Annotated in this window: 26 protein-coding genes; all 26 read right to left on the bottom strand. The window is 37.8% G+C overall.

Going from position 1 to position 20,474, the window contains the following annotated elements; translation table 11 throughout:
* Window positions 1-14 precede the first annotated feature (14 nt).
* Window positions 15-1,544 carry a response regulator gene (locus JR050_RS00530; protein ID WP_204201578.1) on the bottom strand — a complete coding sequence of 510 codons (1,530 nt, stop codon included), beginning with the start codon at window positions 1,542-1,544 and terminating at the stop codon, window positions 15-17.
* Window positions 1,519-2,985, bottom strand: coding sequence for a sensor histidine kinase (locus JR050_RS00525; RefSeq protein WP_204201568.1), 1,467 nt, complete (start codon window positions 2,983-2,985; stop codon window positions 1,519-1,521). Before JR050_RS00525 ends, JR050_RS00530 begins: the two co-directional genes overlap by 26 nt.
* Window positions 2,985-3,959: a sugar ABC transporter substrate-binding protein gene (locus tag JR050_RS00520; protein ID WP_204201567.1), complete on the bottom strand. Its 975-nt coding sequence runs from the start codon at window positions 3,957-3,959 to the stop codon at window positions 2,985-2,987. Before JR050_RS00520 ends, JR050_RS00525 begins: the two co-directional genes overlap by 1 nt.
* A gap of 216 nt (window positions 3,960-4,175) precedes the next feature.
* A complete protein-coding gene (locus JR050_RS00515) occupies window positions 4,176-5,351 on the bottom strand; it encodes a sugar ABC transporter permease (RefSeq protein WP_204201566.1) in 1,176 nt (391 codons plus the stop codon).
* A gap of 13 nt (window positions 5,352-5,364) precedes the next feature.
* Entirely contained in the window at window positions 5,365-6,888 is a 1,524-nt protein-coding gene (locus tag JR050_RS00510) for a sugar ABC transporter ATP-binding protein (protein ID WP_204201577.1), read from the bottom strand.
* Window positions 6,889-6,972: 84 nt separating this feature from the next.
* Window positions 6,973-8,073 carry a sugar ABC transporter substrate-binding protein gene (locus tag JR050_RS00505; protein ID WP_204201565.1) on the bottom strand — a complete coding sequence of 367 codons (1,101 nt, stop codon included), beginning with the start codon at window positions 8,071-8,073 and terminating at the stop codon, window positions 6,973-6,975.
* Window positions 8,074-8,288: 215 nt separating this feature from the next.
* Entirely contained in the window at window positions 8,289-8,681 is a 393-nt protein-coding gene (rpsI, locus tag JR050_RS00500) for a 30S ribosomal protein S9 (protein WP_204201564.1), read from the bottom strand.
* 18 nt (window positions 8,682-8,699) lie between these two features.
* Entirely contained in the window at window positions 8,700-9,137 is a 438-nt protein-coding gene (gene rplM / locus JR050_RS00495; protein WP_204201563.1) for a 50S ribosomal protein L13, read from the bottom strand.
* Between the two features lie 163 nt (window positions 9,138-9,300).
* On the bottom strand, window positions 9,301-10,047 hold the full coding sequence (gene truA, locus JR050_RS00490) for a tRNA pseudouridine(38-40) synthase TruA (RefSeq protein ID WP_204201562.1): 747 nt from the start codon (window positions 10,045-10,047) through the stop codon (window positions 9,301-9,303).
* A 12-nt stretch (window positions 10,048-10,059) separates the two neighbouring features.
* Window positions 10,060-10,854, bottom strand: coding sequence for an energy-coupling factor transporter transmembrane component T family protein (locus JR050_RS00485; RefSeq protein ID WP_204201576.1), 795 nt, complete (start codon window positions 10,852-10,854; stop codon window positions 10,060-10,062).
* A gap of 5 nt (window positions 10,855-10,859) precedes the next feature.
* Window positions 10,860-11,729: an energy-coupling factor ABC transporter ATP-binding protein gene (locus JR050_RS00480; protein ID WP_204201561.1), complete on the bottom strand. Its 870-nt coding sequence runs from the start codon at window positions 11,727-11,729 to the stop codon at window positions 10,860-10,862.
* Window positions 11,720-12,547: an energy-coupling factor ABC transporter ATP-binding protein gene (locus tag JR050_RS00475; RefSeq protein ID WP_204201560.1), complete on the bottom strand. Its 828-nt coding sequence runs from the start codon at window positions 12,545-12,547 to the stop codon at window positions 11,720-11,722. The genes JR050_RS00480 and JR050_RS00475 overlap by 10 nt, the downstream gene beginning before the upstream one ends.
* Before the next feature lie 120 nt (window positions 12,548-12,667).
* On the bottom strand, window positions 12,668-13,030 hold the full coding sequence (gene rplQ, locus JR050_RS00470; RefSeq protein ID WP_149221272.1) for a 50S ribosomal protein L17: 363 nt from the start codon (window positions 13,028-13,030) through the stop codon (window positions 12,668-12,670).
* Window positions 13,031-13,126: 96 nt separating this feature from the next.
* Window positions 13,127-14,071, bottom strand: a complete 945-nt coding sequence (locus JR050_RS00465; RefSeq protein WP_204201559.1) for a DNA-directed RNA polymerase subunit alpha — start codon at window positions 14,069-14,071, stop codon at window positions 13,127-13,129.
* Window positions 14,072-14,256: 185 nt separating this feature from the next.
* Complete coding sequence (gene rpsK / locus JR050_RS00460; protein ID WP_149221274.1) at window positions 14,257-14,646, bottom strand: 30S ribosomal protein S11; 390 nt, start codon at window positions 14,644-14,646, stop codon at window positions 14,257-14,259.
* A 17-nt stretch (window positions 14,647-14,663) separates the two neighbouring features.
* Entirely contained in the window at window positions 14,664-15,029 is a 366-nt protein-coding gene (rpsM, locus tag JR050_RS00455) for a 30S ribosomal protein S13 (protein ID WP_204201558.1), read from the bottom strand.
* A gap of 22 nt (window positions 15,030-15,051) precedes the next feature.
* On the bottom strand, window positions 15,052-15,165 hold the full coding sequence (gene rpmJ, locus JR050_RS00450) for a 50S ribosomal protein L36 (protein WP_000868344.1): 114 nt from the start codon (window positions 15,163-15,165) through the stop codon (window positions 15,052-15,054).
* 42 nt (window positions 15,166-15,207) lie between these two features.
* On the bottom strand, window positions 15,208-15,426 hold the full coding sequence (gene infA, locus JR050_RS00445) for a translation initiation factor IF-1 (protein ID WP_149221276.1): 219 nt from the start codon (window positions 15,424-15,426) through the stop codon (window positions 15,208-15,210).
* A gap of 156 nt (window positions 15,427-15,582) precedes the next feature.
* Window positions 15,583-16,329: a type I methionyl aminopeptidase gene (gene map / locus JR050_RS00440; RefSeq protein WP_204201557.1), complete on the bottom strand. Its 747-nt coding sequence runs from the start codon at window positions 16,327-16,329 to the stop codon at window positions 15,583-15,585.
* On the bottom strand, window positions 16,326-16,979 hold the full coding sequence (locus JR050_RS00435) for an adenylate kinase (RefSeq protein WP_204201556.1): 654 nt from the start codon (window positions 16,977-16,979) through the stop codon (window positions 16,326-16,328). The genes map and JR050_RS00435 overlap by 4 nt, the downstream gene beginning before the upstream one ends.
* A gap of 52 nt (window positions 16,980-17,031) precedes the next feature.
* Window positions 17,032-18,327, bottom strand: coding sequence for a preprotein translocase subunit SecY (gene secY / locus JR050_RS00430; RefSeq protein ID WP_204201555.1), 1,296 nt, complete (start codon window positions 18,325-18,327; stop codon window positions 17,032-17,034).
* A complete protein-coding gene (gene rplO, locus JR050_RS00425) occupies window positions 18,327-18,767 on the bottom strand; it encodes a 50S ribosomal protein L15 (RefSeq protein WP_204201554.1) in 441 nt (146 codons plus the stop codon). Before rplO ends, secY begins: the two co-directional genes overlap by 1 nt.
* A 33-nt stretch (window positions 18,768-18,800) precedes the next feature.
* On the bottom strand, window positions 18,801-18,983 hold the full coding sequence (gene rpmD, locus JR050_RS00420) for a 50S ribosomal protein L30 (RefSeq protein ID WP_204201553.1): 183 nt from the start codon (window positions 18,981-18,983) through the stop codon (window positions 18,801-18,803).
* A gap of 13 nt (window positions 18,984-18,996) precedes the next feature.
* On the bottom strand, window positions 18,997-19,497 hold the full coding sequence (gene rpsE, locus JR050_RS00415) for a 30S ribosomal protein S5 (protein ID WP_149221282.1): 501 nt from the start codon (window positions 19,495-19,497) through the stop codon (window positions 18,997-18,999).
* 18 nt (window positions 19,498-19,515) lie between these two features.
* Window positions 19,516-19,878, bottom strand: coding sequence for a 50S ribosomal protein L18 (rplR, locus tag JR050_RS00410; protein WP_204201552.1), 363 nt, complete (start codon window positions 19,876-19,878; stop codon window positions 19,516-19,518).
* Between the two features lie 32 nt (window positions 19,879-19,910).
* Window positions 19,911-20,447: a 50S ribosomal protein L6 gene (gene rplF / locus JR050_RS00405; RefSeq protein WP_204201551.1), complete on the bottom strand. Its 537-nt coding sequence runs from the start codon at window positions 20,445-20,447 to the stop codon at window positions 19,911-19,913.
* Between the last annotated feature and the right edge of the window lie 27 nt (window positions 20,448-20,474).

The following is a 20,474-nucleotide window of genomic DNA, read 5'->3' as shown; positions in this document are numbered from 1 at the left end:
TTTACTTCACCTTCTCACCTTTTACTTAAAAGTGATTTTTTATATTCCATCGGAGAGGTTCCAACCATTTTTTTAAACACTCTACTAAAGTAGTTCGGTTCATGGTACCCTACCTCAAATGTAATTTCCTTAATGCTTTTTTCCGTATCAGTCATTAATTTTTTGGCTTTTTCTATGCGACACTCTGTTAAAAAATCAATGTAGTTAATCCCCAGTCTTTCCTTGAACAATTTACTTATATAGATTGGACTTAAGCCCACATTTTTCCCGAGCATATCTAATGAGATGTCTTCATGGGAGTGTTCAATTATATATTTTTTAATTGAATGAATCGTATCTGCTTCTTGATGGTCTCGATAGTTACTATACGCTTCCTTCATTCTTGAAACTAACAAGCTTGTCTCGGCTCGCAATTCTCTTCCATTATTAACGTGAAAAGAAAATAACGGAGTATCCATTTCTACCCCCATCTCACTAATGATACGAGACGCATCCCATAACAACTCGAGGACACGTTGTTGAATTTCTAGAAGTGGTACATTTTTATTTTCGTAATGTTGGATAACATTCAGGATATATAGAAATACGTCCTCCCATTTTCCTAATCGAATATTATCGTACAAGCCCTTCTGCTTGGTTTTATGTACTCCTGACATATTTGATGGACGTAGGTCCTGATAAAATCTATATTTAGAAGGTATTGCTGTATCTGTAGTTGCAAGTAATGACTCTTGATAAGACTGTCTTATTCCATCCATTGAATAGCAAACATTTCCGATACCTATAAACCAATTGTCGTTCTCTTCTTTCTTCGCAACTGAACGGATTTCAATTGCCAGCGAAATAGCTTGTGAACGGAACGACTTCTCCTTATCACGAAAAACAATAAGTGGTAACTGCCTGCCGTAAAGCGCTCCTACCCAGCATCGTTTTGTAATCCGTACTTTTTCTTTTATTAAGGAATAGTACTTTTCTGATCCGGGAGGTAAAAAAACAACAATCACAAACTTTTCATCGCTTGTTTCACTACCTAGCATCTCGACCAACATATCTAAATGAACTTCATGAACATGATCGAATAGTAATTGTGTGACGATGTCTGTTTCAACAAGCTGTAATGTTTTGTGCAATGCAGCCTGTTGTATTTTTTCTCTAGCCATTACAAGTTTTTCTTCTTCACATTGTTTAATGACTTTAGCAACCGTTGCGACGATTTCATTTGCTTTGCTGGGCTTTAATAAAAAATCCTTTACCCCTAGCTTAATAGCTTGTCTTGCGTAATTAAAAGAATCGTATGCGGTAATCATGACAAATTTAATGGCAGGATATGTTGAACTAATTCGTTCAATCGTTTCTAGCCCATTAAGCCCTGGCATCTTAATATCCATTAGTATTAAATCAGGATGAAACTCTTCCACTATTTCAAGAGCTTGAGTTCCATTTTTCGCTTGCTTAATCACAAGCTCAGGAAATGCTCGTTGTAAAATAGCTTGAAGTCCTTCCCGCTCTATCTGTTCGTCATCTACTATCAAGAGCTTCATCATCATATGAGATTCCCCTTGTTTTTGGTATTTTCAACGTGATTTTTGTTCCTTGGCCATCACTACTCTTAATGTCAATTACGTCCTGTATTCCGTAATAAATTCGGATTCTCTTTACGACATTTATAAAGCCAATACCAGCATTCTCATTTTCTCTCTCGTGAGGTGTTTCCTCTAACATATGCCAAATGTTTTGTTCTGATATCCCGTTTCCATCATCTTCAATCTCGATTAATACTAATTCTTCTGCATCTATGATTCGGAACCAAATTGATCCACCTTCTTCTTTTGGCTCGATTGCATGAATGACTGCATTCTCGACAATTGGTTGTATCGTCAAACTGGGAATCAAATAATCTAGACAAGAATGATCCACTTCCATATAAAATTGAAGACGGTCTGTGAATCTTGCCTTTTGAATGTCCATATACTTTTTGATAACGGTCACTTCGTCACTAATTGTGACAGATCGATCAATTCGTTTTAAATTGTAACGAAGAAGATCAGCTACACTCACCAGTAAGTCACTCATTTCCTCAGAACCTTCTAAATATGCCTTTTTGGAAAGAGTATTTAACGTATTAAACAAAAAGTGAGGATTAATTTGATTTTGCAAAGTACGCAATTGGCTTTCTTTTAACATCAATTTATTTTGTTGCAATTCTCTCTCTAGGTCAGCCTTCTCCTGTATTTCCGAAATGAGATTAATAATGTTCATGCGCATCCGGTCAAACGTTTTTGCCAGGAACGAAATCTCATCGTTTGAAGAAACCTCAATTTGGAGGTCAAATCTTCCATTTGAAAGTTCGTTTGCTGCTTGCGTTAGCTTCGACACTGGTCTCGTAATACTTAATGAAAACCAGTAGGTAACTAACAATAATATCAATGTAATTAAAAGCATAACCCAAATTCCAAGTTTTTTAATTTCGACCGACTGCTCAATAAATCCTCGATAAAAACGGTCATATGTTTTAATCTCTTTATCTAATAACGTTAAAGACATCTCAGATATATAAGTGGAAATTCTGTTCGCTTCAGAAAATTCTTTTGCTGACGCTTCTGTCTCATTTTCTGAATGAAATAAAAGCGCCCTCTCTGTTGTCTCTATTAAGCTATCTATGAGGTTCATATAATTCGTTAAGGAAAAATCATTCTCTTCATGACGTAATGCATAAACCTTTTGTTTGATAGATCGAATGTTTTCTTTACTATTAATTAATTGTTCTAAATTTGTAGACGAAGGCAAAATCAAGTAATTGTTAAGATCCATCACAAGCTGTTGACTTGAAACCGTGACCTCGTTTAGTTCTAAGTAGCGTTGAAGGATCTCATTATATTGATTTTGTGTTTTTTGATTATAGTAAGTGAGTGTGACCCAGATAACGGCCATAATCAATAACACAACCGTAGTGAGCAACCATATTTTTCTCTGAATTGTATTCATTACTTATTCATCGCCTTCAATATTCTAATATCTGTAAGGTAACCATTCATATCTAAAGGAACCGTTTCGCCTTTTAACCACTTCATCGTCAAACTAACACTAATCTGCCCCATCCTCTCAGGAGATTGCTCAATCATGCCATCTAATTTTCCTTGGCTAAGCAACGATAGTGATTCCGGTCCATCATCAAATGAATAAATAAAATATGGCTCAATTTGAGAACGCTTACTTATTTCTTGTATCATAGCCCCTGTATTATTCGCATTGATGGCAATAAACGCATCCGCATCAGGAGTTCGATTCAAGAGGTCTCTTGTTGTAACAATCACCTGTTCTCGTGTATCTTCTGTTTCTGCGTACACCGTATCGATATTCGAGTATTTCTTTAAAATTTCCTGAATACCTTGTAAACGTTGTTTTTGGTAAAATTCTTGATTACTGTCACCTAATAAAACAACTTTTCCCGCTTCCCCCATGTCTGATACTAACTGCTGGGCAATCATTTTACCGGCTGAATATTGATCAGATCCCACATAGGTTCTTCTTAGACTTTTTTCAATCGGAACATCATTTGCTACCGTGATAATCGGAATTCCATAAAACGCTGCTTTCACTTTCGTTAAATTAATAAACTCATCTGTATCTGAACCTTGCACAATAATGCCGTCTACTTTTGAGTGAATGGCAATATCAATCTTCTTTAAGAATTCTTCTTGATTTTTTCCGTAACTTCCCCAAACCTCAAAGCTAACGCCTTCTTTTTCTGCTTGCTCTCGTGCTCCTAGTCCAACAAGGTCCCAAAATGGTGTTTCTAATTCTTGAGTGATTAATACCAGACGATATTGATCTTCTTTTTCACTTATCTTTTTTGGTAATTCCCATTCTGGACGGAATACCTTCTCAGCGGAAACTACAGTAAAATAACACAGCACTAAGCATGAAATGGATAAAAGTATAATGCCTAATTTTCGCAACAGATAGTTCTCCTTTTTTCGAGGCACTTATTCACTAAAGCAATGGAGATTCCACTTATATTGACCTTAAAAGATGCCCTGAATTTTGATATTATCTCTATTAATATAGTTTTCATCATATCATCTACCGGGAATTGTTCAATACTAAGAGAATTGAAAAAGAATGAGAGACTTTTTGGTGTCGCTCATTCTTCTGTATAACAATTAAGGAATACGTTAGCCTCTCTTTTTTCGCGTCATGACATCAAAGATAACCGCCCCAGCAAGTACGCCACCGCGAATCATATATTGATAGGAAATACCGACACCTAGCAAGTTCATTCCACTTGATAGAGAAGCCATGACAATCGCACCAATGATTGCTCCTGTGACTTTTCCAACTCCACCGGCTGATGATACACCACCTACATATGCTGCAGCGATTGCATCAAGTTCAAATAAAGTACCTGCAGTTGTCGTGGCAGATTGTAGACGTGCTGTAAAAAGTATACCTGACAGTGCTGATAACATTCCCATTGAACCAAATACAATATACGTAATCTTCTTTACATTAATCCCACTTAAATGAGCTGCTTCAGGATTACTTCCCACTGCATAAATATGTCTTCCTAGTACAGTTTTTGTTGTAAGGAAATGATAGATTACAACGACTAATACCATAATCACAACTGTCCATGAAAATCCATTGTATCCTGCTAAAATCCAAGTAATATACGCAATAATTGCTGAAACGAATACGAGCTTTGATACAAATATCCCTTTTGATACAACGTCAAATTGGTATTTTATCTTATTTTTTCTGTTTGAAATTTCGCTAAAGATATAAAGTACAATACAAACTGCTCCAACAAGTAATGATAGTAAGTGCAATCCATTTACTTGCATTAACGAGGGAATGAATCCATTTCCAATTGCATTAAAGTGTTCATCCTTAATAATAATCGTTCCTGTTTTTTCCGTAACTTGTAATAATGCACCTCTGAATATCAACATTCCAGCTAATGTCGCAACAAAGGATGGAATTCCAATTTGAGCAACTAGCACGCCATTAAACATACCGATAACAATACCTAATACAAGAATGATCGGGATCGTTAAGTAGAAAGGTACTCCCAATCCAGTAAGGAGTATCGCCGCTATCGCACCTAAAAATCCTGCAGCAAATCCCACAGATAAGTCGATGTGCCTGATGACAATAACTAGTGTCATCCCTACCGCTAATACGGCAATGTAACCCGTAGAATCTAGTAAATTACTGATATTACGTGATGACATAAAGAGACCGTTTGTCATAATTGTAAATGTAAGCATAATAACAACTAAGGCAATATACATACCATATTCACGGATATTAACTTTAAATAATGTCTTTGCTTCATGAATAAAATTCATAGGTTTCAACCTCCTATTGCGTAGCAAGCTGCATAATATTTTCTTGATTTGCCTCTTCAATCGGTAACTCGCCTTTAATTTCTCCTTCGGCCATTACGTAAATCCGATCACTCATACCTAGCACTTCTCCAAGTTCTGAGGAAATCATAATAATACTTAGCCCTTCGCTAATTAACTCATTCATAATTGTATAGATCTCAAATTTAGCTCCTACGTCAATACCCCGCGTCGGTTCATCTAATATTAGTAACTTCGGTCCAACAAACATCCACTTTCCAAGTGATACCTTTTGTTGATTTCCACCACTTAAATTCCCAACAAACTGTTCTAACGATGGAGCTTTAATATTCAACGATGATTTATAATCATTCGCAATTTTCACTTCTTCATTTTCATTAATCACGCCATTTAGCGAAGAAATTCCTTTTAGATTTGCTGTCGTAATATTACTTTTAATATCTTGTATTAAAAATAATCCATTTCCTTTGCGATCTTCAGTTACATATGCGATACCCGCTTTAATCGCATCACTTGGATGGCTAAACTTTCTCGGATGTCCATCTACCACCAGCTCACCTTGAAGCTTATATGACTTTGTGTTTCCAAAAATACTTAGCGCAAGCTCTGTTCTACCCGAGCCCATTAATCCTGCAATCCCTATAATTTCGCCTTTTTTCACATGAAGATTTGCATTCTTTACAACGTGACGACCTAGCTCTGCATCGTAGGCAGACCAGTTTTTTAATTCCAAAATTGAATCTCCAAATTTTTTGTTTTTTCTTTTAGGATAAATATCATTAATTTCACGACCAACCATGTTTTTTATGATATTGGTTTCTGTAACCTCACCCTTTGTAGAATCAAGCGTACAAATCGTTTTTCCATCACGAAGGATTGTTGCTTTATCTGCGATTGAAATGACTTCTTTTAATTTATGCGAAATCATTATACAAGTAATTCCTTGCTTCTTCAGTTCTTTCAGTAGCTCTAGCAAATTCTCACTGTCATCTTCATTCAATGCCGCCGTTGGTTCATCCAATATGAGAAGCTGCACTTCTTTACTTAACGCCTTTGCAATTTCTACTAATTGCTGTTTCCCAACACCTAATTCTTTTACAAGTGTTTCTGGATTAACATTGAGCTTTACTTTTTGCAGCATTTCTTTTGCTTGTACGATCGTCTGGTTCCAATCAACAAACGCCCCACGCTTCACTTCATTTCCAGCATAAATATTTTCATAAACAGTTAGATCAGGAAATAGCGCAAGCTCTTGATAGATGATCGCGATACCCGCTTTTACACTATCACTAATTTTATTGAACTGTTGAACATTGCCATCAAACACAATATCCCCTTGATACGTCCCATATGGATATACACCACTTAACACTTTCATCAGTGTTGATTTACCAGCCCCATTTTCGCCAATTAAACAGTGGATTTCGCCTTTTCGTACTTTGAAATTGACATTGGTGATTGCTTTTACCCCAACAAACTCCTTTGAAATGTCATTCATCTCTAGAATATACTCACTCATCATCGGCCCCCCTTGCTACACAAACTTTTGTCAATTGCGAAATAGTGATAGAGTCATCTATCACTATTTCGTACTGGCATTAAATTATAGACCTGTAAACTCGTCAGCTTTGTAGTACTCAGAATCGATTAGTTCCTTTTGAACATTTTCCTTGTCTACTACAATTACATCCGTTTGTTTTGCTTTTACTTCAACTTTTCCGTTATCGTATGAACCTGTAGTTTCTGGAGTTTTTCCATCGAGTACATCTACTGCCATTCCCATAGCATCTGTAACTAGTGTACGTACATCTTTAAACACAGTCATTGATTGTTTGCTATCAAGGATATATTGAATCGAAGCTTTTTCAGCGTCTTGCCCCGTTACTGTAAAACTTGAAACTGCATTATCAGACGCAAATACATCAGCGATTGAACGAGCCGTTCCGTCATTTGGTGCAAGAACTGCTACATCACCCTTCATATCAGAAGATACAGCAGTTAAGTGAGTTTGAGCTTTGTTTTTCGCTTCATTTGCATCCCAGTTCGTTGTCACTTGCCCAATAATCTTACTTAATTGATCACGTGATAGTTCAGCTGTATCTTTTAAGCTTTCTGCTTCACTTGAATTTGCAATTTTGAATGTACCGTCTGCAATTTTTGGTTGCAAGACACTCCAAGCACCTTGGAAAAATAGGAATGCATTATTGTCAGATGCTGCACCTGCGTATAGGTATAACGGTACTCCTTTTCCACTTGCATGATCAATTAAGTACTGTGCTTGTGCTGCACCTACAGCCAGGCTATCAAATGTAACATAGTAATCAACTGCATCTGTGTTCGTAATTAAACGGTCATATGAAATAACAGTGATTCCTTCTTTTTTCGCGGCTTCTACAGAAGCTGCAGCTGCATCCCCATCGTGCGGACAAATGATTAGTACATCAATCCCTTTATTAATTAACGTTTCAACGTTTTCTTTTTCTTTAGCAGATGAACCTTGGCTAAATAAAATTTCAGTTGTGTAGTCTGTTCCGGAAAGTGCTTCTTTAAAACGCTCCTCGTCTTGTACCCATCTTGGTTCGTCTTTTGTCGGTAACACAATTCCTACACTCACTTCACCACCACTTGTATTACAACCTGCGAAGAACACCGTAATCATCATAGCCATTAACATAAGCGATATTGCTTTCCATGTTTTCTTCATGCTTATCCCCCTTAAAAAATGTATTTATCTATTACATGTTTAATTTTAGTGTGAATTGCTACATAGTTGAAAGCGCTATCATTAGCACGATTTTAATATCGTCTATACTTTTTTAGCATTTTTAGGGAATTCTAGAAATTAGGGGATGTAAAGAGTAAAATGCATAAAAAAAAGACCCCCAACCAATTGGTTGAGAGCCTTTGAAGCGTATAAAATTAACGCTTTGAGAACTGAGGCGCACGACGAGCACCTTTAAGACCGTATTTCTTACGTTCTTTCATACGTGCATCACGAGTTAAGAATCCAGCGCGCTTTAAAGTAGTACGGAATTCCGGGTCAACTAATAGTAACGCACGAGCGATACCATGACGGATTGCTCCAGCTTGACCAGTATAACCGCCACCTTTAACACTTACTAGAACATCATAGCTTCCTAAAGTTTCAGTAGCTACTAGAGGTTGCTTAACAACTTCTCTTAGTGCTGGTAGTGGTAAATAGTTTTCAAATTCACGTTCATTAATTACTACACGTCCGTTACCAGGAACTAAACGTACACGAGCTACGGAGCTCTTACGACGTCCAGTACCGTAATATTGTACCTGTGCCAATAGAAAAACCTCCTCTTATTATCCGCGAAGTTCGTAAACTTCTGGCTTTTGTGCTTGGTGTGAGTGTTCGCTTCCAACTACAACGTGAAGCTTCTTACCCATTTGACGTCCTAATGGACCTTTTGGTAGCATACCTTTAATTGCAAGTTCTAACATTTGAACTGGGTAGTTTGTACGCATTTCAAGTGCAGTTCTTTGCTTTAATCCGCCTGGGTGCATGCTGTGACGGTAGTAAATTTTATCAGTTAATTTCTTACCAGTTAATTCAATCTTTTCAGCATTGATGATGATTACGTGATCACCAGTGTCGATATGTGGTGTATAAGTTGGCTTATGCTTACCACGTAGAATAGATGCTACTTCTGTAGATAGACGACCTAAAGTCTTACCTTCAGCGTCTACTACGTACCATTTACGTTCAACTTCACTTGGCTTTGCCATATAAGTAGTACGCATGCTTTTCCCTCCTAGTAAATAAAAAAGTCATTTTTTAAGATTTTAAATCTATTTTTATTTCATCACAGATAAGTTCCGGGGCTTATTTGTGGGGTTTAAAAATAGTACCATACGTTATAATATAACTTGTGAGTCACAATGTCAAGAGGATGTTACACCAGGATTAGTTGTCATAATATACTTTCCATAAATATAATCCTGTACCAGGTACTGTTTTCCCAGCTTTTTGACGATTTTTCGCCTCTAAAATTTCCAATATTTCTATAGGTTTTTTCATGCCTTGACCTACTTCTAGCAAGGTTCCTACCATAATCCGAATCATATTATATAAAAAACCATCCCCAACAAAACGGAATATTAATTCACCATTTTTATCTTCGAAAAACTCTATTTCATATATGGTCCGAACCTTGTCTTCCACTTCTGTTTTTGCAGAGCAAAATGAAGTGAAATCATGTGTTCCAACTAAATACTTGATCGCTTCTTTTATAGACAGATAATCGAGTGTATATGGAAAGTGATATAGATAATTCCTAGTAAACACATCTCGATCTTGATTCGTTTCGATTTTATAACGATATTCCTTTTTTTTCACATCGAATCTAGCATGAAAGTCATTCGTAACTACTTGAGCATGCCCAATGGCAATATCATTAGGAAGAAGCGAATTTAAAGCAATTTTCCACTTGCTTGCTGGGATCTTATAAGGTGAATCAAAATGTATGACTTGTCCGACTGCATGAACTCCTGCGTCGGTTCTTCCCGAAGCATAAATACGAATATCGCTTCCTTTATGCATGTTCTTCAATGCGCCTTCAATTTCTGACTGGACAGTCCGTTGATTAGGTTGTACCTGATACCCGAAAAATGCAGATCCATCATATGAAATAATCATTTTTATCCTTTGCATATACTCACCTTTTTAAGAACGAATAACGAACAGTAGGGCAGTTAACAATATAATGCTAATTAAAAACAATGTGTCAGATGTCTTCCACTTTAATTCTCTAAATTTCGTACGACCTTCTCCGCCTCGATATCCCCTAGCTTCCATGGCATTTGCTAATTCCTCTGCTCTACGGAATGAATTTATAAAGAGTGGGACTAGTAATGGGACGATTGCCTTCAATCGATCCCGGATCGGGCCACCGGAAAAATCAACTCCACGTGCAATTTGAGCTTTCATAATCTTGTCTGTTTCTTGCATTAATGTTGGAATGAAACGTAGTGATATAGACATCATTAAGGCTAATTCATGGACGGGTAGCCCAATACGTTTAAAGGGTTGTAATAAGCTTTCCATACCATCGGTGACCTCAATTGGTGTCGTTGTTAACGTTAATAAAGAAGTCATCATGATAAGTAGCAGAAATCGTATGGAAATATAAATTCCTTGTCTTAACCCCTCTTCATAAACCGTGAAAAGACGAGCATCCCATAATAGTTCTCCTTCTTTTGTCATCAAAATATGAAGAACAAACGTAAACAATATAATCCATAAGATTGGTTTTAAACCTTTCAAAATGTATGAGAACGGTACTTTTGTTAGCAATGTTATCACAATTGTATAAACAGCAAGTAAGCTATAACTCAGAGTGTTATTTCCTAAAAATACAACCATAACGAAAATAAAAATTAGTAATAACTTCGACCTTGGATCCATATTGTGGATAGTCGAATCTCTTGGAATGTATTTTCCGATTAGCACATTATCCATTAAACTCATACTTTCCCCTCCTTTTCGAGGAATTGAAAGATAGAGTCAACCATATCTTCAACTGTAAGGAAAGAACCCTCTATTTTCTTGCCAGAAATTAATTCTAACTTTTCCTTGAAACGATATGTTTCTGGCACATCTAATCCAACAGATTGCAAAATATCACCTTGTGAGAAAATGTTATCTGGAGTCCCTTTTAGTAATATTTTTCCCTGTTCCATTACAACGATTTGGTCTGCATAACTGGCTGCATCCTCCATACTATGAGTGACAAGTATTGTGGTTAACTTCTTGTCTTCATGTAAAGATGCGAACATATTCATAATTTCTTTTCGGCCACGAGGATCTAGACCTGCGGTCGGTTCATCTAAAATAATGATATCAGGTTCCATAGCAAGAACACCTGCAATTGCCACACGTCTCATCTGACCACCACTTAATTCAAATGGAGAGCGTTGCAGAAGCTCCTCAGGTAACCCTACTAATAAAAGAGACTCCTTTGCCCTCTGTTTAGCTACATCCTCTGAAATACCAAAATTCATCGGCCCAAAGCAGATATCTTTTTCAACGGTTTCTTCAAACAACTGATGTTCTGGGAATTGAAAAACCATTCCTACCTTTTTTCGTAAAGGTTTAAGTTGCTTTTCCTTTCCCGTTGCTGTTATTGTATAGTCACCGACTGTTACCTTGCCTTCTGATGGCTTTAATAAAGCGTTTAAGTGCTGTATAATGGTTGACTTCCCCGAACCAGTATGACCAATGAAAGCCACAAAAGATCCTTTTTCAATCTCTAAATCTATTTCATGGAGGGCTAATCGTTCAAAGGGGGACTTTTCCTGATAGATGTGTGTTAATTTTTCTACCTTTATTTCCATAACTCTTTAATCAACCCTTCCTCTGTAAGTGGTGAGTTGTGAAGAGAAAGGCCCTTATCTTTTAACAGTTTATAAACTTTTGTTGGAAATGGTATATCTAGTCCAATCTCCTCAAGTTCTACATCTAACTGAAAAATATCAGATGGAGTTCCTTCTGCAAATACGTTCCCTTTGTTTAACACAATGATTCGATCAGCTTTTGCTGCTTCCTCTAAATCATGAGTAATAGAAATTACAGTAATATGCTTATTTATTCGAATTTCATTGACAGTTTGTATTACTTCATGACGACCTTTAGGATCAAGCATCGAAGTTGCCTCATCTAACAAAATAATAGATGGCTCGATTGCTAGAATACTTGCAATCGCTACTCTTTGCTTTTGTCCTCCTGATAAATGGTGCGGCTCTTGATCAAGAAACTGATGCATATTCACTAATGATAAACTACTGTCTATCCGCTTAATCATTTCCTCACGAGCGACTCCCTTATTTTCTAAACCAAAAGCCACATCATCCTTTACCGTCGTACCAACAAATTGGTTATCAGGATTTTGAAAAACCATTCCAATATGATTTCTAAAGTCCCACACGGTATCCTCTGTTAACATGATGTCGTCCATCAATCGAATCTCCCCACTAGTAGGAAGCATTAATCCACTAAGTAGCTTAGCTATGGTAGATTTACCAGAACCGTTATGTCCAACAATCGCTAACCATTCACCTTTTCTTACAGAAAACGAAACGTCTTGTAGTGCATATTGTTCTTGATTTGGATATTGAAAGGAAATCCCTTCAACTGAAACTAAATTCTCCTCCATGAATTCTCCCCTCCAGGCTCATCTAGTCTTGTCTCTGCTCTTCTTTTAAATCAATACAAAAAAGGGCTTAGATCCAGTTACTTGAACTGTTCCGCCCTTTCAGTAGTCATGTGTATTAAATTACACCAATTCAATAATTACCATTGGTGCACCGTCACCACGACGAGGTCCAAGCTTCATGATACGAGTATATCCACCTTGACGTTCTGCAAAACGAGGTGCGATATCACCGAATAGCTTTTGAATAGCGTCTTGGTTAGTTTCTTCATTCGCTACTTCATGACGGATGTAAGCAGCAGCTTGACGACGTGCATGAAGATCGCCACGCTTACCTAGAGTGATCATCTTTTCTACAACTGATTTTAGTTCTTTCGCTCTAGCTTCAGTTGTTTCGATGCGCTCGTTAATAATTAAGTCAGTAGCTAAGTCACGTAGTAAAGCTTTACGCTGAGCACTAGTACGTCCTAGTTTTTGATATCCCATCGGAAGTTCCCTCCTTTTGTTGAAATGTTTCTGTATATCTTAACAAGAAGATGGTGAGTATAAGGCTTCTAGCAATTTAATGATAGTAAGTATCGATTAATCGTCCTTACGAAGACCTAACCCTAATTCTTCTAGCTTATGTTTAACTTCCTCTAAAGACTTACGTCCAAGATTACGAACCTTCATCATATCTTCTTCAGTTTTATGTGCAAGTTCTTGTACGGTATTAATACCAGCACGCTTTAGGCAATTGTAAGAACGGACAGATAAGTCTAACTCTTCAATTGTCATTTCAAGCACTTTTTCTTTTTGGTCTTCTTCTTTCTCAACCATGATTTCAGCATTTTGTGCCTCATCCGTTAGACCAACGAAGATATTTAAGTGTTCTGTTAAAATTTTCGCACCAAGTGCAACTGCCTCTTTTGGTCCGATGCTTCCATCAGTCCAAACATCAAGAGTTAACTTATCAAAGTTAGACACTTGACCTACACGTGTGTTTTCTACTTGGTAGGTCACACGAGAGACAGGTGTATAAATCGAATCAATTGGAATAACACCTATGGGCTGGTCTTCTCTTTTATTTAAATCAGCTGGTGTATAGCCTCTACCACGTCTTGCAGTTAAACGCATACGAAGTGTAGCATCTTTTGCTAAAGTGGCAATGTGAAGATCAGGGTTTAAAATCTCTACATCACTATCATGAGTAATGTCCGCAGCTGTGATAATACGTTCACCCGTCACATCAATCTCAAGAGTCTTCTCGTCGTCAGAATAAATCTTGAGAGCAAGCTTCTTAAGATTCAAGATGATGGTTGTAACATCTTCTACGACACCTTCGATAGTTGAGAACTCATGCAGTACACCATCTATTTGAATAGCGGATACAGCAGCACCAGGTAGTGAAGATAATAGTATACGACGTAAGGAGTTACCCAAAGTTGTACCATATCCACGCTCAAGTGGTTCCACGACAAATTTACCGTATTTGGCATCATCGCTGATTTCAACCGTTTCGATTTTTGGTTTTTCAATTTCGATCATTATAAACCCTCCTTCAAAACGTCGAAACCTCGGCTAGACTTATAGAGTCTAACCGAAATTCCCCATTAGGCAGTTCCCGTTTTGTATGCACAACAACTTGATCAATGTTTTCAAACATTTTTTTATACAAAATTATCGTATCATATCCCATTATTGACAGGGTTTCAAATTCTATACCAATAAAATTATACGCGACGACGTTTTGGTGGACGGCAACCATTGTGAGGTACTGGAGTAACGTCTTTGATTGCTGTTACTTCAAGACCTGCTGCTTGAAGAGCACGAATCGCAGCTTCACGTCCAGCTCCAGGGCCTTTAACTGTAACTTCAAGAGTTTTTAAACCGTGTTCCATTGCAGTCTTAGCAGCTGTTTCAGCAGCCATTTGAGATGCGAATGGAGTAGATTTACGAGAACCTTTGAAGCCTAGTGCACCAGCGCTTGACCATGATAATGCATTACCATGTGAGTCAGTAATAGTTACGATTGTGTTATTGAATGTAGAACGGATATGTGCAATACCAGTCTCGACATTCTTTTTAACACGACGCTTACGTGTATTAGTTTTACGAGCCATTCTGGTTTCCTCCTTTACTATTTCTTCTTGTTAGCTACTGTACGACGTGGACCCTTACGAGTACGTGCGTTGTTCTTAGTATTTTGACCGCGAACTGGTAAGCTACGACGGTGACGAAGACCGCGGAATGCACCGATTTCAATTAGACGCTTAATGTTTAAAGAAACTTCACGACGAAGATCCCCTTCAACTTTTAAGCTGTCAATTGCTTCACGGATTTTACCTAATTCATCTTCTGTTAGATCACGAACACGAGTTTCTTCTGAAACACCAGCTTCAGCAAGAACTTTTTGTGCTGTTGATTTTCCGATACCGAATATATAAGTTAAGGAAATTACAACACGCTTATCACGTGGTATATCAACACCTGCAATACGTGCCATTAATTAAGCACCTCCTTCTAGATTAACCTTGTTTTTGCTTATGTTTTGGATTTTCACAAATAACCATTACTTTACCTCTACGGCGAATAACTTTACATTTTTCGCAGATCGGCTTTACGGATGGTCTTACTTTCATCTTTTAAACCTCCTTGATATTACGGAGTGCTGGATAATTTTTTTATTTAAAGCGGTACGTTATACGACCACGTGTTAAATCATATGGCGACAATTCAACTGTTACTTTATCACCAGGTAAGATACGGATGAAGTGCATACGAATTTTACCTGATACGTGAGCTAGCACAACATGACCATTTTCCAGCTCAACTTTAAACATTGCATTCGGTAATGTATCGATTATAGTACCTTCTACTTCAATTACATCTTCTTTTGCCATTAACAAGCTCTCCCTTCTTCAAATCAGCAACCTATTCCCCAGTAACTCCTAGAAAAGCATCATGTACCTTTCCGAATTTCACTCGGGTCTGATTGACTAATACTGTTCTGAACTTCCGGAGAAACGTTATCAAGTAATTCAAGATAGCTATTCACACTAGGCTTTTGTTAGAATTTCAAAACCTTCTTCTGTAATCGCAATGGTATGCTCAAAATGAGCACAATTTTGTCCATCAACAGTTACAACTGTCCAGTCATCTTCTAACGTTCTAACATAGCGGCTACCTGCATTCACCATTGGTTCAATTGCAAGAACCATGCCCGGCTTTAACCTCGGTCCCTTGTTAGGAGGTCCATAGTGAGGTATTTGAGGATCTTCATGCAGTTCCTGGCCAATACCGTGACCTACATATTCACGAACAACTGAGAAGTTGTTTGCTTCCACATAGACTTGAATTGCATGAGAGATATTCGTTAAACGAACACCAGCTTTTGCTTCTTTTAAACCTTGATAAAGTGATTCTTCAGTAACCTCTAGTAAACGCCTGTCATCATCTGATATAGTTCCTACACCGTATGTCCAAGCTGAGTCACCGTGATAGCCATTATAGTTTGCACCGATATCAATACTAATGATATCTCCATCTTTCAGGATGCGGTCTCCTGGAATTCCATGAACGAGTTCTTCATTCACAGATGCACATATACTTCCGCGAAATCCATTATACCCTTTAAAGGATGGTGTCGCACCATATTTACGAATAATTCCTTCTGCAATTGCATCCAGTTCCTTAGTCGTAACTCCTGGTTGTATATGGTTGATTAACTCTTGATGAGTTAATGCAACTATTTTTCCAGCTTCACGCATGATGTCGATTTCGCGCGGGGTTTTACAAATGATCATTTGTTTAGTCCCTTTAATAGTTCATCGATGTTTACATATACTTGGTCTATCTCTTGCTCACCATCGATTGTACGAAGATATCCTTTTGCTTGATAGAAATCAAGTAAAGGTTTCATTTGTTTTGTATTCACTTCAAGACGATTACCAACAGTTTCTGCATTATCGTCTGCACGTTGATACAATTCTCCGCCACACTTATCACAAACACCTTCGTTTGCAGGTGGGTTAAAGATTAAATGATATGTTGCTCCACAATTCTTACAAATTCTTCGACCTGTAAGACGATCCAATAGAAGACTTTGGTCTACATGGATGTGTAGTACATAATCTAGCGTACGTTCTAAGTCAGAAAGCATAACTTCTAGTGCTTCGGCTTGAGCTACTGTGCGCGGAAAACCATCTAAAAGGAAGCCCTTTTTACAGTCATCTTTGCCTAAGCGTTCACGAACAATACCTATTGTTACTTCATCTGGTACTAATTGTCCCTGATCCATAAACGATTTTGCCTTTAAGCCAAGCTCAGTACCTTCACTCATTGCAGCTCTAAACATATCACCTGTTGAGATGTGAGGAATGTTATAGTTTTCTACAATTTGCTCTGCTTGAGTACCTTTACCAGCACCAGGCAAACCCATTAATATTAAATTCATTTCAAATTTACCTCCTAAGTTACATGAGACAGTAGGAAGGAAAATCCTTACTCTACTGTTTCATAAATCCTTTGTAGTGTCTCTTCACAAGCTGGCTCTCTAATTGTTTCATCGTGTCAAGTGCAACACCAACAACGATTAGCAAACTAGTTCCTCCAATTTGTGCTGATTGTGGTAAATCTGCAATATTAATGAAGAATACAGGTAAGACAGAAATAAGTGCCAAGAAAAGTGAACCTACAAAAGTTAAACGATATAGAATCTTCGTAATAAACTCCTGTGTGCTTCTTCCTGGGCGAATGCCTGGAATATAGCCACCTTGCTTCTTAAGGTTATCTGCCATTTGTTCAGGGTTAACTTGGACAAATGTATAGAAATAAGAGAAGGCAATAATTAATGCAACATATACAATCATACCGATTGGCTTTGTATAATCAAATGTATTTTGAATCCATGTAGTCACATCATTAGTTCCAAAGAACGAAGCAATCGTTGGTGGAGTAATGATAAATGAAACGGCAAAGATTACTGGAATAACACCTGCAGCATTAACCTTTAAAGGAATATGTGTGGATTGTCCCCCTACAGGGCTTTTTCCAACTAATTTCTTCGCGTATTGAACTGGAATCTTACGAAGAGCTTGTTGAATGAAAATAACACCCACAACAATAGCTAAAACAGCAATCAAAATTAGTACAACTGTTACGATATTTAAGAACAATTGATCTCCTGCATCTTGGATTTGCTGTGCATAAATTTGGTTAACTGTTGTTGGAATAGCTGCAACGATACCTGCGAAGATCAGGATTGAAATCCCGTTTCCTACTCCCTTAGAAGTGATTTGTTCACCAAGCCACATTAAGAAAGCTGTACCAGCAGTCAACACAGTTGCGATAAATAAATAAGTTAAAGGGCTTGGATTTTCAATTAATTGTCCGCCAGCAAGATTGTTAAATCCAATTGACATACCAATTGCTTGAATGAATCCAAGAACAATGGTTCCATAACGGGTAAACTGAGCTAGTTTACGTCGCCCTACTTCACCTTGCTTTGCCCACTCTGTGAACTTTGGAACAACATCCATCTGCAGTAGTTGAACAATGATGGATGCTGTAATGTAAGGCATAATACCCATAGCAAAGATTGAGAAGTTTTGTAGGGCGCCTCCACCAAATGTGTTCAGTAATCCAAACACATCATATTCATCTTGAAACTTAAGAAATTCTGTATTAACCCCAGGAACAGGTATAAATGTTCCAAGACGGAAGATAACAAGCATTAAAAGAGTGAAAACAATTTTACTACGTAAATCACTCACGCGCATAAGATTGGAGATTGTCTGAAACATTAAACCACCTCAGTTTTACCGCCAATAGCTTCGATCGCCTCTTTTGCTGAAGAAGAGAATTTATGAGCTTTGACAGTAAGTTTCTTGTCTAGCTTACCTTTTCCAAGGATTTTCACGCCAGCAGTATACTTGCTGATCACACCAGTTTCGATTAGTAATTCTGGTGTAACTTCTGTTCCTTCTTCAAACCTATTAAGAGTTTCTAAGTTTACAATTGTAAACTCCTTACGATTAATGTTAGTAAAACCACGCTTTGGAAGACGTTGGAATAAAGGCGTTTGACCACCTTCAAATCCAGGACGAACACCGCCGCCTGAACGTGCGTTTTGACCTTTGTGACCCTTACCTGCAGTCTTACCGTTACCTGACCCGATTCCGCGTCCAAGACGGTTACGTTCTTTACGAGAACCCTCAGTTGGTTTTAATTCATGAAGTTTCATTTGGGCACCTCCTTATTATAACAGTTTATATAATTATTGTTCTTTTACCGTAACAAGGTGAGAAACTTTGTTAATCATTCCGCGAATCGCAGCATTATCTTCGTGTACAACTGTTTGGTGTAATTTGTTTAAACCAAGAGTCTTCACTGTAACACGTTGACTTTCTGGACGACCAATTACACTGCGAGTGAGGGTAATTTCTAATTTTTTTGACATAATAATTCCCTCCTTATCCTAACAGTTCTTCTACCGTTTTACCACGTAGTTTTGCAACATCTTCAGCACGCTTTAAGCTCTTTAAACCGTTGATTGTTGCACGTACCATGTTAATTGGTGTGTTAGATCCTAGAGACTTAGAAAGGATATCACTTACACCAGCTAATTCTAGTACCGCACGAACAGGACCACCAGCAATAACTCCAGTACCTTCAGATGCAGGCTTCATTAAAATGTTACCAGCACCAAATTGTCCGATTACTTCGTGAGGAATTGTAGTACCAACCATTGGTACAGTAACTAAGTTTTTCTTAGCATCTTCGATAGCTTTACGGATTGCTTCAGGTACTTCTTGAGCTTTCCCTGTTCCAAATCCTACATTACCATTTTTATCGCCTACCACAACTAATGCAGCAAAGCGGAAACGACGTCCACCTTTAACTACTTTAGCTACACGGTTAACGGCAACTACACGTTCTTCTAGTTCCAATTTGTTTGGATCAATGCGACGCATGTATGTCCCTCCTTTTTATTAGAATTCAAGACCTGCTTCACGAGCAGCATCTGCTAAAGCTTTTACACGTCCATGGTATAAGTAACCACCACGGTCAAATACGATTGAAGAAACACCCTTCTCGATCGCACGCTTTGCTACTAGTTCACCTACTAGCTTAGCAGCTTCAACATTACCAGTTGAACTTGCAGATAATTCTTTATCTAAAGTTGATGCACTCGCAATAGTTACAGAGTTTGTGTCATCGATTACTTGTGCATAAATATGCTGATTAGAACGGAACACATTTAAACGCGGACGTTGTGCTGTACCTGTAAGCTTAGAGCGTACACGTGCATGTCTTTTCTTACGAGTCGCATTTTTATCTGGTTTCGTAATCATTTAGGTCACTCCTTTCTCTTACCTAATGGTAATTACTTCGCAGTCTTACCTTCTTTACGACGTACAAATTCACCTTCATAACGAATACCTTTACCTTTGTAAGGCTCTGGTGGACGAACGTCACGGATGTTAGCAGCAAGCGCACCAACACGCTCTTTATCTATACCTTTAACAATTACCTTTGTGTTTGCAGGAACTTCAATTTCAATTCCTTGTTCTGGTGTGATCTCTACTGGATGAGAGTACCCAACGTTTAATACAAGTTTGTTACCTTGCTTTGCAGCACGATATCCAACCCCGATTAATTCAAGGCCTCTTTCAAATCCTTTTGTTACACCTTCTACCATGTTAGATAGTAGAGCAGTAGTAGTACCATGTAGAGCTCTATGTTCTTTAATATCAGAAGGACGTGTAACTGTTAGTACGTTATCCTCTAATTTGATTACCATATCTGGATGGAATGTACGAGTTAATTCACCCTTTGGTCCTTTAACTGTAACTGTATTGTTGTTGTTAGTTAATGTTACACCAGCAGGGATCTCAACTGGTTTTTTACCGATACGAGACATTCTGTTTTCACCTCTCTTTTCTTACAA

Source organism: Bacillus suaedaesalsae, from assembly GCF_016890225.1.
GTDB lineage: Bacteria > Bacillota > Bacilli > Bacillales > SA4 > Bacillus_BS > Bacillus_BS suaedaesalsae.
The sequence above is the reverse complement of the archived record's forward strand: the minus strand, read 5'-3'. Positions and strand labels throughout refer to the sequence as shown.

Coding starts and splice junctions, on each gene's coding strand:
- JR050_RS00530 (WP_204201578.1), bottom strand. CDS start 1,544: ATGATGAAGCTCTTGATAGTAGATGACGAACAGATAGAGCGGGAAGGA.
- JR050_RS00525 (WP_204201568.1), bottom strand. CDS start 2,985: ATGAATACAATTCAGAGAAAAATATGGTTGCTCACTACGGTTGTGTTA.
- JR050_RS00515 (WP_204201566.1), bottom strand. CDS start 5,351: ATGAATTTTATTCATGAAGCAAAGACATTATTTAAAGTTAATATCCGT.
- JR050_RS00510 (WP_204201577.1), bottom strand. CDS start 6,888: ATGAGTGAGTATATTCTAGAGATGAATGACATTTCAAAGGAGTTTGTT.
- JR050_RS00505 (WP_204201565.1), bottom strand. CDS start 8,073: ATGAAGAAAACATGGAAAGCAATATCGCTTATGTTAATGGCTATGATG.
- rplM (WP_204201563.1), bottom strand. CDS start 9,137: ATGCGTACTACTTATATGGCAAAGCCAAGTGAAGTTGAACGTAAATGG.
- truA (WP_204201562.1), bottom strand. CDS start 10,047: ATGCAAAGGATAAAAATGATTATTTCATATGATGGATCTGCATTTTTC.
- JR050_RS00485 (WP_204201576.1), bottom strand. CDS start 10,854: ATGGATAATGTGCTAATCGGAAAATACATTCCAAGAGATTCGACTATC.
- JR050_RS00480 (WP_204201561.1), bottom strand. CDS start 11,729: ATGGAAATAAAGGTAGAAAAATTAACACACATCTATCAGGAAAAGTCC.
- JR050_RS00475 (WP_204201560.1), bottom strand. CDS start 12,547: ATGGAGGAGAATTTAGTTTCAGTTGAAGGGATTTCCTTTCAATATCCA.
- rplQ (WP_149221272.1), bottom strand. CDS start 13,030: ATGGGATATCAAAAACTAGGACGTACTAGTGCTCAGCGTAAAGCTTTA.
- JR050_RS00465 (WP_204201559.1), bottom strand. CDS start 14,071: ATGATCGAAATTGAAAAACCAAAAATCGAAACGGTTGAAATCAGCGAT.
- rpsK (WP_149221274.1), bottom strand. CDS start 14,646: ATGGCTCGTAAAACTAATACACGTAAGCGTCGTGTTAAAAAGAATGTC.
- rpsM (WP_204201558.1), bottom strand. CDS start 15,029: ATGGCACGTATTGCAGGTGTTGATATACCACGTGATAAGCGTGTTGTA.
- rpmJ (WP_000868344.1), bottom strand. CDS start 15,165: ATGAAAGTAAGACCATCCGTAAAGCCGATCTGCGAAAAATGTAAAGTT.
- infA (WP_149221276.1), bottom strand. CDS start 15,426: ATGGCAAAAGAAGATGTAATTGAAGTAGAAGGTACTATAATCGATACA.
- map (WP_204201557.1), bottom strand. CDS start 16,329: ATGATCATTTGTAAAACCCCGCGCGAAATCGACATCATGCGTGAAGCT.
- JR050_RS00435 (WP_204201556.1), bottom strand. CDS start 16,979: ATGAATTTAATATTAATGGGTTTGCCTGGTGCTGGTAAAGGTACTCAA.
- secY (WP_204201555.1), bottom strand. CDS start 18,327: ATGTTTCAGACAATCTCCAATCTTATGCGCGTGAGTGATTTACGTAGT.
- rplO (WP_204201554.1), bottom strand. CDS start 18,767: ATGAAACTTCATGAATTAAAACCAACTGAGGGTTCTCGTAAAGAACGT.
- rpmD (WP_204201553.1), bottom strand. CDS start 18,983: ATGTCAAAAAAATTAGAAATTACCCTCACTCGCAGTGTAATTGGTCGT.
- rpsE (WP_149221282.1), bottom strand. CDS start 19,497: ATGCGTCGCATTGATCCAAACAAATTGGAACTAGAAGAACGTGTAGTT.
- rplR (WP_204201552.1), bottom strand. CDS start 19,878: ATGATTACGAAACCAGATAAAAATGCGACTCGTAAGAAAAGACATGCA.
- rplF (WP_204201551.1), bottom strand. CDS start 20,447: ATGTCTCGTATCGGTAAAAAACCAGTTGAGATCCCTGCTGGTGTAACA.